The sequence below is a fragment of the Pseudomonas mendocina genome (genome assembly GCF_900636545.1).
Lineage (GTDB): Bacteria > Pseudomonadota > Gammaproteobacteria > Pseudomonadales > Pseudomonadaceae > Aquipseudomonas > Aquipseudomonas mendocina.
In genome coordinates this window covers 1,461,388-1,475,112 of sequence record NZ_LR134290.1, presented here as the reverse complement: position 1 = coordinate 1,475,112, position 13,725 = coordinate 1,461,388, and the positions used below count along the sequence as shown (strand labels likewise).

Annotated in this window: 13 protein-coding genes and 2 tRNA genes; 6 read left to right on the top strand and 9 right to left on the bottom strand. The window is 61.9% G+C overall.

What is annotated here, in order from left to right; all coding sequences use genetic code 11:
* The first annotated feature begins 36 nt into the window (after positions 1-36).
* Both EL191_RS06800 and EL191_RS06795 read left to right on the top strand, forming a co-directional pair.
* On the top strand, positions 37-2,118 hold the full coding sequence (locus EL191_RS06800; protein WP_162184348.1) for a carboxy terminal-processing peptidase: 2,082 nt from the start codon (positions 37-39) through the stop codon (positions 2,116-2,118).
* A 102-nt stretch (positions 2,119-2,220) separates the two neighbouring features.
* A complete protein-coding gene (locus EL191_RS06795) occupies positions 2,221-3,975 on the top strand; it encodes a bifunctional diguanylate cyclase/phosphodiesterase (protein WP_041977534.1) in 1,755 nt (584 codons plus the stop codon).
* On the opposite strand, the gene EL191_RS06790 is transcribed toward EL191_RS06795, so the two are convergent.
* From EL191_RS06790 to EL191_RS06760, 7 genes are all read right to left on the bottom strand, one after another.
* Positions 3,964-4,449 (bottom strand): SEL1-like repeat protein, encoded by a 486-nt coding sequence (locus EL191_RS06790; protein ID WP_026041989.1) that lies wholly within the window; start codon positions 4,447-4,449, stop codon positions 3,964-3,966. The two genes, EL191_RS06795 and EL191_RS06790, sit on opposite strands and share 12 nt — an antisense overlap.
* On the bottom strand, positions 4,442-4,807 hold the full coding sequence (locus tag EL191_RS06785) for a hypothetical protein (protein ID WP_013714484.1): 366 nt from the start codon (positions 4,805-4,807) through the stop codon (positions 4,442-4,444). Before EL191_RS06785 ends, EL191_RS06790 begins: the two co-directional genes overlap by 8 nt.
* Positions 4,804-5,127, bottom strand: a complete 324-nt coding sequence (locus EL191_RS06780; protein ID WP_013714483.1) for a helix-turn-helix domain-containing protein — start codon at positions 5,125-5,127, stop codon at positions 4,804-4,806. Before EL191_RS06780 ends, EL191_RS06785 begins: the two co-directional genes overlap by 4 nt.
* A gap of 234 nt (positions 5,128-5,361) precedes the next feature.
* Complete coding sequence (locus tag EL191_RS06775; RefSeq protein ID WP_013714482.1) at positions 5,362-5,805, bottom strand: YkvA family protein; 444 nt, start codon at positions 5,803-5,805, stop codon at positions 5,362-5,364.
* Between the two features lie 335 nt (positions 5,806-6,140).
* On the bottom strand, positions 6,141-6,857 hold the full coding sequence (locus EL191_RS06770) for an FKBP-type peptidyl-prolyl cis-trans isomerase (protein ID WP_041977529.1): 717 nt from the start codon (positions 6,855-6,857) through the stop codon (positions 6,141-6,143).
* Between the two features lie 186 nt (positions 6,858-7,043).
* Positions 7,044-7,120, bottom strand: a tRNA-Asp gene (locus tag EL191_RS06765).
* A 15-nt stretch (positions 7,121-7,135) separates the two neighbouring features.
* A tRNA-Val gene (locus EL191_RS06760) sits at positions 7,136-7,211 on the bottom strand.
* Positions 7,212-7,517: 306 nt separating this feature from the next.
* Between EL191_RS06760 and rdgC the strand changes: the two genes are divergently transcribed.
* Positions 7,518-8,438 carry a recombination-associated protein RdgC gene (rdgC, locus tag EL191_RS06755; RefSeq protein ID WP_013714480.1) on the top strand — a complete coding sequence of 307 codons (921 nt, stop codon included), beginning with the start codon at positions 7,518-7,520 and terminating at the stop codon, positions 8,436-8,438.
* A gap of 202 nt (positions 8,439-8,640) precedes the next feature.
* On the opposite strand, the gene edd is transcribed toward rdgC, so the two are convergent.
* On the bottom strand, positions 8,641-10,464 hold the full coding sequence (edd, locus tag EL191_RS06750) for a phosphogluconate dehydratase (protein WP_017361732.1): 1,824 nt from the start codon (positions 10,462-10,464) through the stop codon (positions 8,641-8,643).
* Positions 10,465-10,594: 130 nt separating this feature from the next.
* On the opposite strand from edd, the gene gap reads away from it, so the two are divergent.
* Both gap and EL191_RS06740 read left to right on the top strand, forming a co-directional pair.
* Entirely contained in the window at positions 10,595-11,596 is a 1,002-nt protein-coding gene (gene gap / locus EL191_RS06745) for a type I glyceraldehyde-3-phosphate dehydrogenase (protein WP_013714478.1), read from the top strand.
* A 12-nt stretch (positions 11,597-11,608) separates the two neighbouring features.
* Positions 11,609-12,073, top strand: a complete 465-nt coding sequence (locus tag EL191_RS06740; RefSeq protein WP_017361734.1) for a methylglyoxal synthase — start codon at positions 11,609-11,611, stop codon at positions 12,071-12,073.
* A 16-nt stretch (positions 12,074-12,089) separates the two neighbouring features.
* Here the strand turns inward: EL191_RS06740 and arfB are convergent, their stop codons facing one another.
* On the bottom strand, positions 12,090-12,503 hold the full coding sequence (gene arfB / locus EL191_RS06735; RefSeq protein ID WP_013714476.1) for an alternative ribosome rescue aminoacyl-tRNA hydrolase ArfB: 414 nt from the start codon (positions 12,501-12,503) through the stop codon (positions 12,090-12,092).
* A gap of 131 nt (positions 12,504-12,634) precedes the next feature.
* Between arfB and EL191_RS06730 the strand changes: the two genes are divergently transcribed.
* Positions 12,635-13,699, top strand: a complete 1,065-nt coding sequence (locus tag EL191_RS06730) for a metal-dependent hydrolase (RefSeq protein WP_013714475.1) — start codon at positions 12,635-12,637, stop codon at positions 13,697-13,699.
* The last annotated feature ends 26 nt before the right edge of the window (positions 13,700-13,725 follow it).

The following is a 13,725-nucleotide window of genomic DNA, read 5'->3' as shown; positions in this document are numbered from 1 at the left end:
AATATGCGTTATCACCTGCCACTACGTCGAATCAGCATGAAGCGCTCCCTTGCAAGTACCGCCCTCGCCCTCGTTCTCGGCCTCAGTGCCTTGCCGCTGGCGGCCAAGACCACCACAGCGACCAGCTGGGACTATCTGCAGCCGGATCGCGAACAGGTGATCGCCAGCCTCAACGTAGTGGAGCTGCTGCGCCGCCACCACTACAACAAGCCGCCGCTCAATGATGAGCGTTCGATTCAGATCTACGACAACTACCTGAAGTTGCTCGATCCGTCTCGCAGCTACTTCACTGCGGCCGACATCGCCGAATTCAACCAGTGGCGCACCAAGTTCGATGACCTGCTGAAAAGCGGTGACCTCGAGCCAGGCTTCACCATCTATCGTCGTCACCTGACCCGCCTGGAAGAGCGCCTGAACTTTGCCCTCGCCGAGCTGGGCAAAGGCGTCGACAAGATCGATTTCACCATCGATGAAGAGTTGCAGGTCGATCGCGAGAAAGCCCCATGGGCCAAGGATCGCGCCGAGCTCGATGAACTCTGGCGCAAACGCGTCAAGGACGAAGTGCTGCGCCTGAAGATCGCCGGCAAGGAAACCAAGGACATCCAGGAGCTGCTGACCAAGCGCTACAAGAACCAGCTGGCGCGCCTCAAGCAGACCCGCGGCGAGGACGTGTTCCAGGCCTACATCAACGCCTTCGCCACGACCTACGACCCGCACACCACGTATCTGTCCCCGGATAACGCGGAAAACTTCGACATCAACATGAGCCTGTCGCTGGAAGGCATCGGTGCCGTCCTGCAAAGCGACAACGAGCACGTCAAGGTGGTACGCCTGGTGCCTGCCGGCCCGGCCGAGAAGAGCAAGCAGATCGCACCGGCCGACAAGATCGTCGGCGTCGCCCAGGGCAACGATGAAATGGTCGACGTGATCGGCTGGCGCCTGGACGAAGTGGTCAAGCTGATTCGCGGTCCAAAAGGTTCCACCGTGCGCCTGGAAGTGATTCCGGCCAGCAACCCGCCCAGCGACCAGAGCAGCAAGGTGGTCACCATCACCCGCGAAGCGGTCAAGCTGGAAGAGCAAGCCGCCAAGAAAAAGGTCCTGGAACTCGAGCACGACGGTCGTGACTACAAGCTCGGCGTGATCGAACTGCCGGCCTTCTATCTCGACTTCAAGGCCTTCCGCGCTGGCGACCCGAACTACAAGAGCACCACCCGTGACGTCAAACGCCTGCTCGATGAACTGCAGGCCGAGAAAGTCGACGGCGTGGTCATCGACCTGCGCAACAACGGCGGCGGTTCGCTGCAGGAAGCCACCGAACTGACCAGCCTGTTCATCGAACAGGGCCCCACCGTACTGGTGCGCAACGCTGACGGTCGCGTCGACGTGCTCGCCGACGAGAACAAGGGCATCTACTACAACGGTCCGCTGGCTGTGCTGGTAAACCGCCTGTCGGCATCGGCCTCGGAGATCTTCGCCGGCGCCATGCAAGACTATCATCGCGCGCTGATCCTAGGCGGCCAGACCTTCGGCAAAGGCACCGTGCAAACCATTCAGCCGCTCAACCATGGCGAACTGAAACTGACCCTGGCCAAGTTCTATCGCGTCTCTGGCCAGAGCACCCAGCACCAGGGTGTGATTCCCGACATCCTCTACCCGGACGTCATGGACACCAAGGACATCGGCGAAAGCGCGCTACCGGCCGCCCTGCCGTGGGATAGCATCCGCCCGGCGATCAAGCCCGAGCTGGACCCAATCAAGCCGTTCCTGACCGAACTGAAGGCTCGCCATGATCAGCGCACGGCCAAGGACCCGGACTTCGTCTTCACTCGCGACCGCCTGACCCTGGCCAAGAAGCTGATGGAGGAAAAGACCGTCAGCCTCAACGAGCAGACCCGACGCGCTCGCCAGGCCGAAGTCGAAGCCAAGCAACTGGCCCTGGAGAACAACCGCCGCCAAGCCAAGGGCGAAGAGCCGCTCAAGGAACTGGAGAAGGAAGACGAGGACGCGCTGCCGCTGGCCGACGAGAAGAGCACGCCGGAAGACGATGCCTACCTCTCGGAGTCCGGCCGCATCCTGCTCGACTACCTGGGGTTGAACCCGTCGCTGGCGCTGCATTGAGACGATTCAACGAACGTCATCAAATCGTCATCGAACTGTCGTGAAATGCAGGGGGCCGGTTAGAAACCGGCCCCTTCGTTTTTCCGGCAGATCGAGAACACCATGACCGTCACCGAGCAGTTGAGCGCACTGGGTAACATCCTCGCTCACGGCGACCTCAGCAGCCTGTTCCAGCCCATCATCTCGCTGTCCGAACAGCGCATTCTCGGCTACGAGGCGCTGACTCGCGGCCCATCCAACAGTCCGCTGCATTCGCCATTGACGCTGTTCGCCGTGGCCCGCCATGCAGGCCGACTGAGCGAGCTGGAAATGGCCTGCCGCAAAAGCGCCTGCAAAGGCTTCAGCGCCCTGGGCCTGGAAGGCAAGCTGTTTCTCAACGTCTCACCGGAATCGCTGCTCGACCCGAGTCACCAGCCCGGGCGCACCCTAAAACTGCTGCAGGCATTCGGCATCCCGCCGAGCCAGGTGGTAATCGAACTCACAGAGCAATCCCCCACCGAAGACTTCGCCCTGCTCGACAATGCGCTGCACCACTACCGCGCCATGGGATTTTCCATCGCCCTGGATGATCTGGGCGCCGGTTACTCCAGCCTGCGCCTATGGTCGGAACTGCGCCCGGATTACGTGAAGATCGACCGTCATTTCATCGACGGCATCCACCTCGACGCGGTGAAACGAGAGTTCGTCGGCTCCATCCTGAAAATGGCCGAAGCGTCACGCGCGCAAGTGATAGCCGAAGGCATCGAACTGCCCGAGGAGCTGGCCGTGCTGACAGAAATGGGCGTCGATCTGGTGCAGGGCTACCTCCTCAGCAGGCCGCAGGAGAAGCCCCCGCGCGAGGCACGCCAGTTGCTGCCCCAGATACAGAGCAACCAGGCCAGTCTCAGCGAAGACAGCCATGACCTCAGTGCCCTGCTCAACGACCAACTCGCGGTCGATCAGCACACCCCCATCGCCGAGGTACTGGACGTCTTTCGCGCCCAGGCCAACCTCAACTCCCTAGCGGTGCTGGACGCCCAGCGTCAACCGGTCGGCATCGTCCACCGTCACTCGCTGTCCGAAGCGCTGCTCAAGCCCTTCGCCACCGATCTGTTCGCACGCAAACCCATCAGCCGCCTGATGAGTCAGGACTTTCTCGCCGTGGAGCTGACCCAATCGTTGCAAAAGGTTAGCCGCCTGCTCACCAGCCGCGCCCGCCAGCGTATCGAGGAAGACTTCATCATCATCCAGAACGGCAGCTATCTGGGCCTGGGACGAGTGATCGACGTGCTCAAGCTGATCACCGAACAGAAGCTGCAGCAGGCGCGCCACGCCAACCCGCTGACCCTGCTGCCGGGCAACGTGCCGATCCAGCAATGCCTGAGCCGCTTGCTGCAACAGCAGCGCGAAGCGGCCGTGTGCTACGTCGATATCGACAGTTTCAAGCCCTTCAACGATCTCTACGGCTATGCCAAGGGCGACGAGGTGCTGCTGTGCCTGGCGCAGTGCCTGAACGAGCGGGTCGATCCGGCGCGTGATTTCGTCGGCCATATCGGCGGTGACGATTTCATGCTAGTGCTTGGCTCGACCGACTGGCGCGACAAGCTCGGCAGGCTGATCGAGGATTTCCAGAACCAGTGCCGGCGCTTCTATCGCGAGGAGCACCTCCAGGCTGGCTGCTTCATCGCTCACAACCGGCAGGGGCAGCGCCAGGAATATGCACTGCTTTCGCTATCGATCGGCGTCGTACACGTAAGAACAACAGACTGCGCACAACTCGATGCCTCGCGCCTGGCAGAACTGGCCTCCGAAGCCAAACGCCAGGCCAAGGCCGTGCCCGGCTACAGCCTGCACATCCTGGAGGGCTCAGCGGCCTGAGCGGCTGGCCTCGCCCGCCATCGCGGCGTAGCGCTCGGCAACCTGCGGGTCAGCTTGCAAACCGGGAGCACCGTCGCGATAGAGCTGGCTCAGGCGTCCTGCCGCCAGGGGATGCCCCGCTGCCAGCGCGATCTCCCACCAACGCACGGCCTGAGTGGCATCCGGTGCTTGCCGGGCGTCGCCTTTCAGCGCCTGCACACCCAGCTGGTAGGCGGCCTTGCCGTCTCCTCCCTGGGCAGCCAGACGCAGCAACCTCAGGCCCTCCTCGCGGGCGCCAAGACCCTGGCCGCGAAACAGCAGGACATGACCATAGAAACTCTGCGCCGCGGTATCACCAAGGTTGGCCATACGCCCATACTGCCCCTGCATCCATTGCCACAGACGCGGTTGGCGCAGCGCCGCAGGCCAATGGAACAACCGCCGGGCCAGCCAGTAGCCCATGCGTGCACGGAGCTGCCAGAGCCACCTAGACATCGGCCGGATACTCGAACTCGAACACCCGTACCACCTCTGCCGCATGCCAGGACGCAGCGGCGACGCCATCGGAGGCCCCGCTGAAACGCCCCAGGCGCGTCACGCAGTCGAAGAACCCGGTACGTGGCAGGCGACTTGCCCCCTGGCTGATGACCAGTGCGCTGCGCAGCGGGCGCTCGGCCCGTGCATCCAGGGCAGCGAGGTGCTCCAAAGCGGCTGTCAGGGTTTGCATGGCCGGTGTCGGCAAGTCGAGCCGCTCGATCAACGCACGGTAGGTCAGCAGATGGCGCTGACGGCGAGCATCGTCCAGCTCGGTCAGCAGTGCCTGCCAGTGTTGGCGACTGATGCGTACACTCAAGACCAGCCCTCCAACCCCAGCTCCCAGGCCAGCGAACGCATAATGGCCGCATCGGGTTGACGTTCACCGCTCTCGATCATGGCCAGATAATGTGGGCTGATGCCTACGCTACGAGCCAGTGCTTCCGGGCTCAAACCCTTGGCTTCGCGTAATGCTTGCAACTGCGCGAGAGGCGCTCGATTGGTTGCGGATGCTGGCGACGGCGCGACCGGCACGGCAACCTCCTGACGACTCGCAGCCTGCAACAAGGCCTGATAATCAGCCCAGGGCAGCACTGCATATTCCGGTTCGCCGTCACGGGCAATGATTTGCACACTCATGAGTCTCTCCGTTGGAAAGCAGGGCCGAAAAAGCCTCGACCCCTTCCTTGCATGCGGCCATCTTAACAGGCGTCTGCCGCCTGGAGCGTGATCCATGCTGCCAAGGTAGCAAGATGCCGTGCTCACCCTATTCGGGCGAATCGGCAAACAGTCGAACGCTCCCTAAGAGTGCGAGACATGGTAGGCGTGGACTGCCTCAGAGAGTGTGAGGTTGCACAATGACCTAGCAAACCATCAGGTATGCAGCGGATCCACCCGCTCCGCTGCTGGTAGCTGCTCGATAAGCGCCATGCGTTCGGGGCTCTGCCTGTCACGCCAGGCCCTGAAGACCTCGAGCTCGCCATGCCAGGTGCGCATGACCCAGGCCAGCACGGCCAGGTCATCGACGAAGCCGACACCTACCAGCCAATCGGGAATGGCATCGAGTGGAGCGATAAAATACAGCAGCGCGGCTACCACCATTAGCAGCGCCTGATTGCTGATCTGCCGGTACTCGCCCTTGAACCAGGCCAGGCTAAGCGCACGCAGCAACTGCAGATCCTCCTTGAATGCAGCGAAGCGCTGACCCTGTGGTGTGCGCTTGTCACCTAGCGCGCGCAGCAGTTCAGGCAGCCTGCCATCACGAAGAAAGCGAGCAGCCAGCGGCAGGTAACGCGTCAGTCTCCAGGGAGTTTTCATGCGACCTCCTCGGCAAGCCAGATATTCTCTGGGCCTGCCTCGCTTATCCACCGAAGCTGTGGATAAATCTGTGCAAAGTCTTTCGACAAGCTTATCAAAGCCCCGTGCCATGGGGCTTCGGCTTAGATCGGATATTTTTTATACAGCATATAAAATCCATGAAAATCAACAGGTTGCTGATTGACATGAGCGCAACGCAGTTGTAGCGCGGGGTTGTTAGGAATGCTTCCCAGGATGTGCATAAGCGTAACACTCGCCGTGTGACACCTCTCCCTGCAACCCCCAGAAACGACAACGCCCCGTCAAGACGGGGCGTTGTACGAAAGTACCAGGTGTTACTCTTCGGTCGGCTCGGCGGCCTGATCCTTGATACCGATCAGCTCCAGGTCGAACACCAGCACCGAGTTGGCCGGAATGGCCGGGGATGGGCTTTGCTCGCCGTAAGCCAGCTCGCTGGGGATGTACAACTTGTACTTCTCACCCACGTGCATCAGTTGCAGGCCTTCGACCCAGCCTGGGATCACGCCGCCAACTGGCAGATCGATGGGGCTGCCACGCGCGACGGAGCTGTCGAATACGCTGCCATCGGTCAGCTTGCCTTCGTAATGAACGGTCACCACGTCGCTTTCCTTCGGCTGCGGGCCGTCGGCCTTCTTGATCACTTCATATTGCAGACCGGAAGCGGTGGTGACGACACCTTCACGCTTGCCGTTCTCTTCGAGGAATTTCTTGCCGGCTTCGGCAGCTTCCTTGTTCAGTGCCGTCATACGTTCTTCGGCACGGTTCTGCAGGAAGGAGAAGGCTTCGATCATGTCTTCATCCTTGATGCGCGGCTCCTTCTTCGCCAGCGCGTCTTCGATGCCCTGAGCGACGGCCTTGGAATCCAGATCGTCCATGCCCTCTTCGGACAGGCTGCGCCCCATGTTCAGGCCGATGCCGTAGGAGGCCTTCTGCGCTGGGCTCTTGAGTTCGACTTCGCTGGTTTGCGAATCGCAACCGGCAAGCACCAGGCCCACCAGGGCAACCGCCGCCGCCAAACGATGCTGTTTCATGCTTGTTCCTTGTAGATGCGCCCGAAGGCCGTCGTGTGAAAGCGCGAGCTTAGCAGTACGCCGCGATCACTGGCTACGGCATAGGAGCCATGCAGCGTGCATAAGTTCAAGCAGGCAAAGGAATTTTTCGAAGATTTCGGTGAGAGCCGAAGCGTTGTCACAGGAGGGATGGAGCGAGGAGAAGAATGGCGCAGCGGACGGGACTCGAACCCGCGACCCCCGGCGTGACAGGCCGGTATTCTAACCGACTGAACTACCGCTGCGCGTAACTGCGAGATTGGTGGGTGGTGACGGGATCGAACCGCCGACCCTCTGCTTGTAAGGCAGATGCTCTCCCGGCTGAGCTAACCACCCCATTCACTCTCGAAGTGGGGCGCATTCTAGAGAGCGATTCCGACCTTGGCAAGCCCTCTTCACAAAAAAATTTATCGCAGCAGCAAGAACTTAGGCGACACCGACGAATTTCCTCAACGGTTCGTTGTCAGGGTTGGCCTGAGCACGCCAGCGGAGAATAATGCGCGCTCTGTGCCGGCGGACCGATCAGCTTTCCATTGCTCGCCCGCCACTTTCACCCGTCGCTGCACGCCGGCTTCCACAACCTGGAAGCCTATCGATGGCGCCATCCCGCGACTTACATCATCAATGGAGAGTCACCCGCTCATGTGGTTTCGTAACCTGCTGGTCTACCGCCTCACCCAGGACATCCCTTTCGACGCCGAAGCGCTGGAGACTGCACTGGCCAGCAAACCGGCCCGCCCCTGCGCCAGCCAGGAACTGACCACCTACGGCTTCACCGCCCCCTTCGGCAAAGGCGCCGATGCGCCCCTGGTGCACGTCAGCGGCGACTTCCTGCTGATCGGCGCGCGCAAGGAAGAACGCATCCTGCCGGGTTCGGTGGTGCGCGACGCGCTGAAGGAAAAGGTCGACGAGATCGAAAACACGCAGATGCGCAAGGTCTACAAGAAAGAGCGCGACCAGATCAAAGACGAGATTGTGCAAGCCTTCCTGCCACGCGCCTTCATCCGCAAATCGGGCACCTTCGCTGCCATCGCGCCGAAGCAGGGCCTGATCCTGGTCGACAGCGCCAGCGCCAAGAAGGCTGAAGACCTGCTGTCCACCCTGCGCGAGGCCATTGGCTCGCTGCCGGTGCGTCCGCTATCGGTGAAGATCGCCCCGACCGCCACCCTCACCGACTGGCTGAAGAACCAGAGCGCCGCCGAAGGCTTCTTCGTTCTCGACGAGTGCGAACTGCGCGACACCCATGAGGATGGCGGCGTGGTGCGCTGCAAGCGCCAGGACCTGACCAGCGAGGAAATCCAGCTGCACCTGTCCACCGGCAAGCAGGTCACCCAGCTGTCGCTGGCCTGGCAGGACAAACTGTCTTTCGTGCTCGACGACAAGCTGACCATCAAGCGCCTGCGCTTCGAAGATGTGCTGCAGGAGCAGGCCGAGCAGGACGGTGGGGACGATGCACTGGCCCAGCAGGACGCCAGCTTCATCCTGATGATGATGACCTTGGTGGAGTTTCTGCCGGAGCTGTTCACCGCGCTGGGCGGCGAAGAGATTCCGCAGGGTATCTGAACCAAGACGCAGGTTTGATCATGTAGGAGCGGCGCCCCGCCGCGAATCAGGGCGGGGCAAGCTTGGATGAAGCTTCGCCCGAGGCGGTGCTCCTACGAAGAGCGGCTTTGCAGGCCTCGTCGGCCCCGGCGAGTAGCCCAGATGCAATCCGGGGCACATGCACCCGCGCCTCCCGAACTTCATCCGGGCCACTTGCGTCGGTTCAGGCCAACGACTCAAGGCTCTCGGTAAAGGCGCTGGCGCCCTGCTCCGCCGTGCTGAAATTGTGGCGCATGAAAGCGAACAGCTCACGCCCGCAGCCGATTGCCGGAGCCGGCTTTGGCGCCAGCTCGCGCGCGCTGAACTCGGCTTCATCGACCTGCAGCACCAGCTGCCCGCGCTGACCATCGACACGAATCAGGTCGCCGTCGCGCACCCGCGCCAGCGGCCCGCCATCGAATGCTTCCGGGCAGACGTGAATGGCCGCCGGGATCTTGCCCGATGCACCGGACATACGCCCATCGGTCACCAGCGCCACCTTGAAACCGCGATCCTGCAGCACGCCCAGATACGGCGTCATCTTGTGCAGCTCGGGCATGCCATTGCTGCGCGGCCCCTGGAAGCGCACCACGGCGACGAAATCGCGCTCCAGCTTGCCGGCCTTGAACGCCTCGACCAACTCCAGTTGATCCTCGAACACCAGCGCCGGCGCTTCGACCACCTGATGCTCCGGCGCCACGGCCGACACCTTCATCACCCCACGACCGAGATTACCCAGCATCAGGCGCAGGCCACCTTCGGCCGAGAACGGCCGCGCGACTGGACGCAACACGCCTTCCTCAAGGCTCTCGGTCGGCCCATCGCGCCAGACCAGCTTGCCATCCTCGAGGAAAGGCTCCTGGGTGTAACGCGACAGACCACGCCCAGCCACGGTATTGACCTCTTCATGCAGTAGCCCGGCTTCGAGCAACTGGCGAATCAGGAACGCCATGCCGCCAGCGGCCTGGAAGTGATTGATGTCGGCCTTGCCGTTGGGATAGACATGGGCCAGGGTCGGCACCACCTCGGACAGGTCGGCCATGTCCTGCCAGGTCAGCAGAATGCCGGCAGCGCGAGCGATGGCCGGCATGTGCAGGGTGTGGTTGGTGGAACCACCCGTGGCATGCAGGGCAACGATGGAGTTGACCAGGCAGCGCTCGTCGACGATCTCGCCGATAGGCATGAAACTCCCGCTTTGCCTGGTCAGCCGCGTAACCTGCTGAGCGGCCTCACGAGTCAGCGCTTCACGCAGCGGCGTGCCGGGATTGATGAAGGAAGCCCCCGGCAGATGCAAGCCCATCACTTCCATCAGCAACTGGTTGGTATTGGCGGTGCCATAGAAGGTGCAGGTGCCCGGCCCGTGGTAAGCGGCCATTTCCGCAGCCAGCAGCTCGTCGCGGGTCGCCTTGCCTTCGGCGTAGCGCTGACGCACGTCGGCTTTTTCCTTATTCGACAACCCCGAAGTCATCGGCCCCGCCGGCACGAACAACGAAGGTAGATGACCGAAGCGCAGCGCGCCCATCATCAACCCTGGCACGATCTTGTCGCACACCCCCAGGTACAGCGCGGCATCGAACATGTTGTGCGACAGCGCCACGGCTGTGGACATGGCGATCACCTCACGACTGGCAATGCCCAGCTCCATGCCCGGCTCGCCCTGGGTGACGCCGTCGCACATGGCCGGCACGCCTCCGGCGAACTGCCCGACTGAACCACGTTCGCGCAGGGCCTGCTTGATCTGCTCGGGAAAGACCTCGTAAGGCTGATGCGCCGACAACATGTCGTTGTACGCAGAAACGATAGCCACATTGGCGGCATCCATCAGACGCAGGGTCTGCTTGTCATGACCACTGCACCCGGCCACACCGTGAGCGAAGTTGGCGCATTGCAGCTTGCCCCGCTGTGGGCCTTCGCTGGCGGCTGCACGGATCATCTCAAGGTAGCGTTGGCGCGTGGCGCGGCTGCGCTCGACAAGACGCTCGGTAACTTCGACAACGCGGGGATGCATGGGGACTCTCCAGACTAACTGATAGCTACTGTTTGTATTTACAACAAAATATTGCCACTCACCGCGCTTGATTTCCATAGCAATGGGAATAATCTTGTAATTACAACAACAAATTTACGAGACCTTCACCATGACACTACGAATCGCCATCAATGGCTTCGGCCGTATCGGCCGCAATGTGCTACGCGCACTCTATACCCAGAATTATCGCCAGCACCTGCAGGTCGTGGCCATCAACGATCTGGGCGACAGCACGATCAATGCGCACCTTCTGCAATATGACAGCGTCCACGGCCATTTCCCCGAAGAAGTGAAAGTCGACGGCGAAAACCTGTGGATCAAGGGCGATCGCATCGCCGTCAGCGCAATCCGCAATCCCGCCGAACTGCCCTGGAAAACCCATCAGGTGGATGTAGTGCTCGAATGCACCGGGCTGTTCACCGACCGTGACAAGGCCGCTGCCCACCTCACCGCGGGGGCACGCAAGGTCTTGATCTCCGCACCCGCCAAGGGCGCTGACGCCACTGTGGTGTATGGCGTCAACGAACAGGTGCTGACGCCGGACATGCAGATCATCTCCAACGCCTCCTGCACCACCAACTGCCTGGCCCCGGTGGCGCAGGTGCTGCAACGCGAACTGGGTATCGAACAGGGGTTGATGACCACGATTCACGCCTACACCAACGACCAGAACCTGTCCGACGTCTATCACAACGATCTGTACCGTGCGCGCTCGGCGACCCAGTCGATGATCCCGACCAAGACCGGTGCAGCCGAGGCGGTCGGCCTGGTACTGCCGGAGCTGGCCGGAAAACTCACCGGCATGGCGGTACGCGTACCGGTGATCAACGTGTCACTGGTTGACCTGACTGTGCAGGTCGAACGCGAGACCACTGCCGAGGAAGTCAACGCCCTGCTCAAGGCCGCCAGCGAGCAATCCCCGGTGCTGGGCTACAACGTGCTGCCGCTGGTGTCCTGTGACTTCAACCACAACCCGTTGTCATCGATCTTCGACGCCAACCACACCAAGGTCAGCGGCAAGCTGCTCAAGGTCATGGCCTGGTATGACAATGAGTGGGGCTTCTCCAACCGTATGCTGGACAACTGCCTGGTGCTGGCCCGCTTGAATTGAACAGGAGGCTCGATGAGCCGTATCAGCTTTACCCGTGCCCAACTGCCGGCCCGCAAGCGCATCGCACTGGTGGCGCATGATCACTGCAAGGGTTTCCTGCTGGACTGGTGCGAACGTCAGCGCGACGAGCTGGCGCGCCATGAACTGGTGGCCACCGGCACCACCGGCCTACTCTTGAGCAAACGCCTGGCTCTGCCGGTGGAGAGCATGATCAGCGGCCCGCTGGGCGGCGACCAGCAAATCGGCGCACGCATTGCCGAGCAGCGCGTGGACATGCTGGTGTTCTTCTGGGACCCGTTCGAGCCGCAGCCACACGACCCGGATATCAAGGCACTGCTGCGTGTAGCGGCGGTATGGAACATCCCGGTGGCGTGCAACGAAAGCAGCGCCGACTTCCTGCTCAGCAGCAGCCTGCTGGAACAGCAGCACGAGTACCGTATTCCCGATTACCAGGCTTATCTGGCGGCTCGCGGATAGGGTGCCGCCTTATCCCCTAGAAATCCACCTTGCCCCGCCCCGCCTTGATCGCACCGCGCTTGCTCTTGCCGTCCAGGCGACGCTTTTTCGAGCCGAGGGTCGGTTTGGTCGGGCGTCGCTTCTTTTCCACCTTGCCAGCGGTGCGAATCAGCTCGGCCAGGCGCTCGAGGGCATCGGCGCGGTTCTGCTCCTGAGTGCGGTACTGCTGCGCCTTGATCACCACCACACCGTCGGCGGTGATGCGACTATCGGCGAACGCCAACAGGCGCTCCTTGTAGAACGGCGGCAGCGACGAGGCCTGGCTATCGAAACGCAGGTGCACGGCGCTGGATACCTTGTTGACGTTCTGCCCGCCGGCCCCCTGGGCGCGGATGGCGGTCAGCTCGATTTCCTCATCGGGAATATGAACACTGTTGGAGACGATCAGCATGGGTAGGATTTCTTGAGACTCATGGTCATCAGGATACCCGCCACAGCTGTAATCTTTGCTTGAAATTTCCCCACGGCATTCGCTCGGCGCCTCGGCTAACGTAGCGGCCTGTCTTTTTCCGGAAGCACGCGATGGACTCGATAACCCAGGCGGTACTCGGCGCCAGCATCCAGGGTGCGCTGCTCGGCCGCTGGCAGGGGCGCAAGGCGCTGCTTTACGGCGCAATGCTCGCCACTGTTCCCGACCTTGACGTGGTCATGGATTATGGCGATGCCGTGGCCAACATGACCTACCACCGCGGCTTCAGCCATTCGCTGTTCGTTCTGAGCGGCTTTGCTCTGCTGCTGACCTGGCTGGCCAGGCGCTTTCGCCCCCATCCCGGTTATTCGGCCAATCGCCTACTGCTGACGCTATGGCTGGTGCTGATCACTCACCCCTTGCTGGACGCCTTCACCAGCTACGGCACGCAGCTGTTCTGGCCCCTGATGCCGACGCCCACGGCCTGGTCCAGCCTGTTCATCATCGACCCGCTGTATACAGTGCCGCTGATCGCCGCCGTGGTAATCAGCCTGTTCACCGGCCTGCGCGAGCAGAGTTGGCGCGTACCTGCCGTGGCGCTGGCGGTGTCGACGCTGTACATCGGCTTCAGCCTGGCCGGCAAGTTCATGGCCGAGCAGCGAGTGGAGCGCGAGCTTGCGCGTCAGGGCATCCAGGCCGAGCAGCTGTTCATCACCCCAACACCGTTCAACGCTCTGCTATGGCGCGTCATCGTGCTGGACGGCGAGAACTATCACGAAGCCCTGGCCGGCTGGTTCGATGACGAGCCGCCAAAACTGCAGCGCCTGCCACGCGGCGCCCATCTACGCGAGCTTCTGGCCGACTCACCCATGCACCAGCGCCTGGAGTGGTTCACCGGTGGCGTGCTGCGTTACGACCAGGTGGGTGATCGCCTGATCGTCACCGACCTGCGCCTGGGCATGACCGGTTTTCATCCTTTCCGCTTCGACTTTGCCCACCTGCAGGACGGCCAATGGCAGGTGCATGAACGCATCGACCGACTGCCCTTCGAACGCGGCGAGGTCGAACACCTGGCACTGCTGTTCAAGCGTATCTGGCAACCTGGACTGGAGGTTCCACTGCTGGCCTGGGCCAGCGAGTTGCAGAAACCGCTTTTGACTGAGACTCGCTCGCACTAAGGGCGTTACTATCGGCGTTCCCCCTA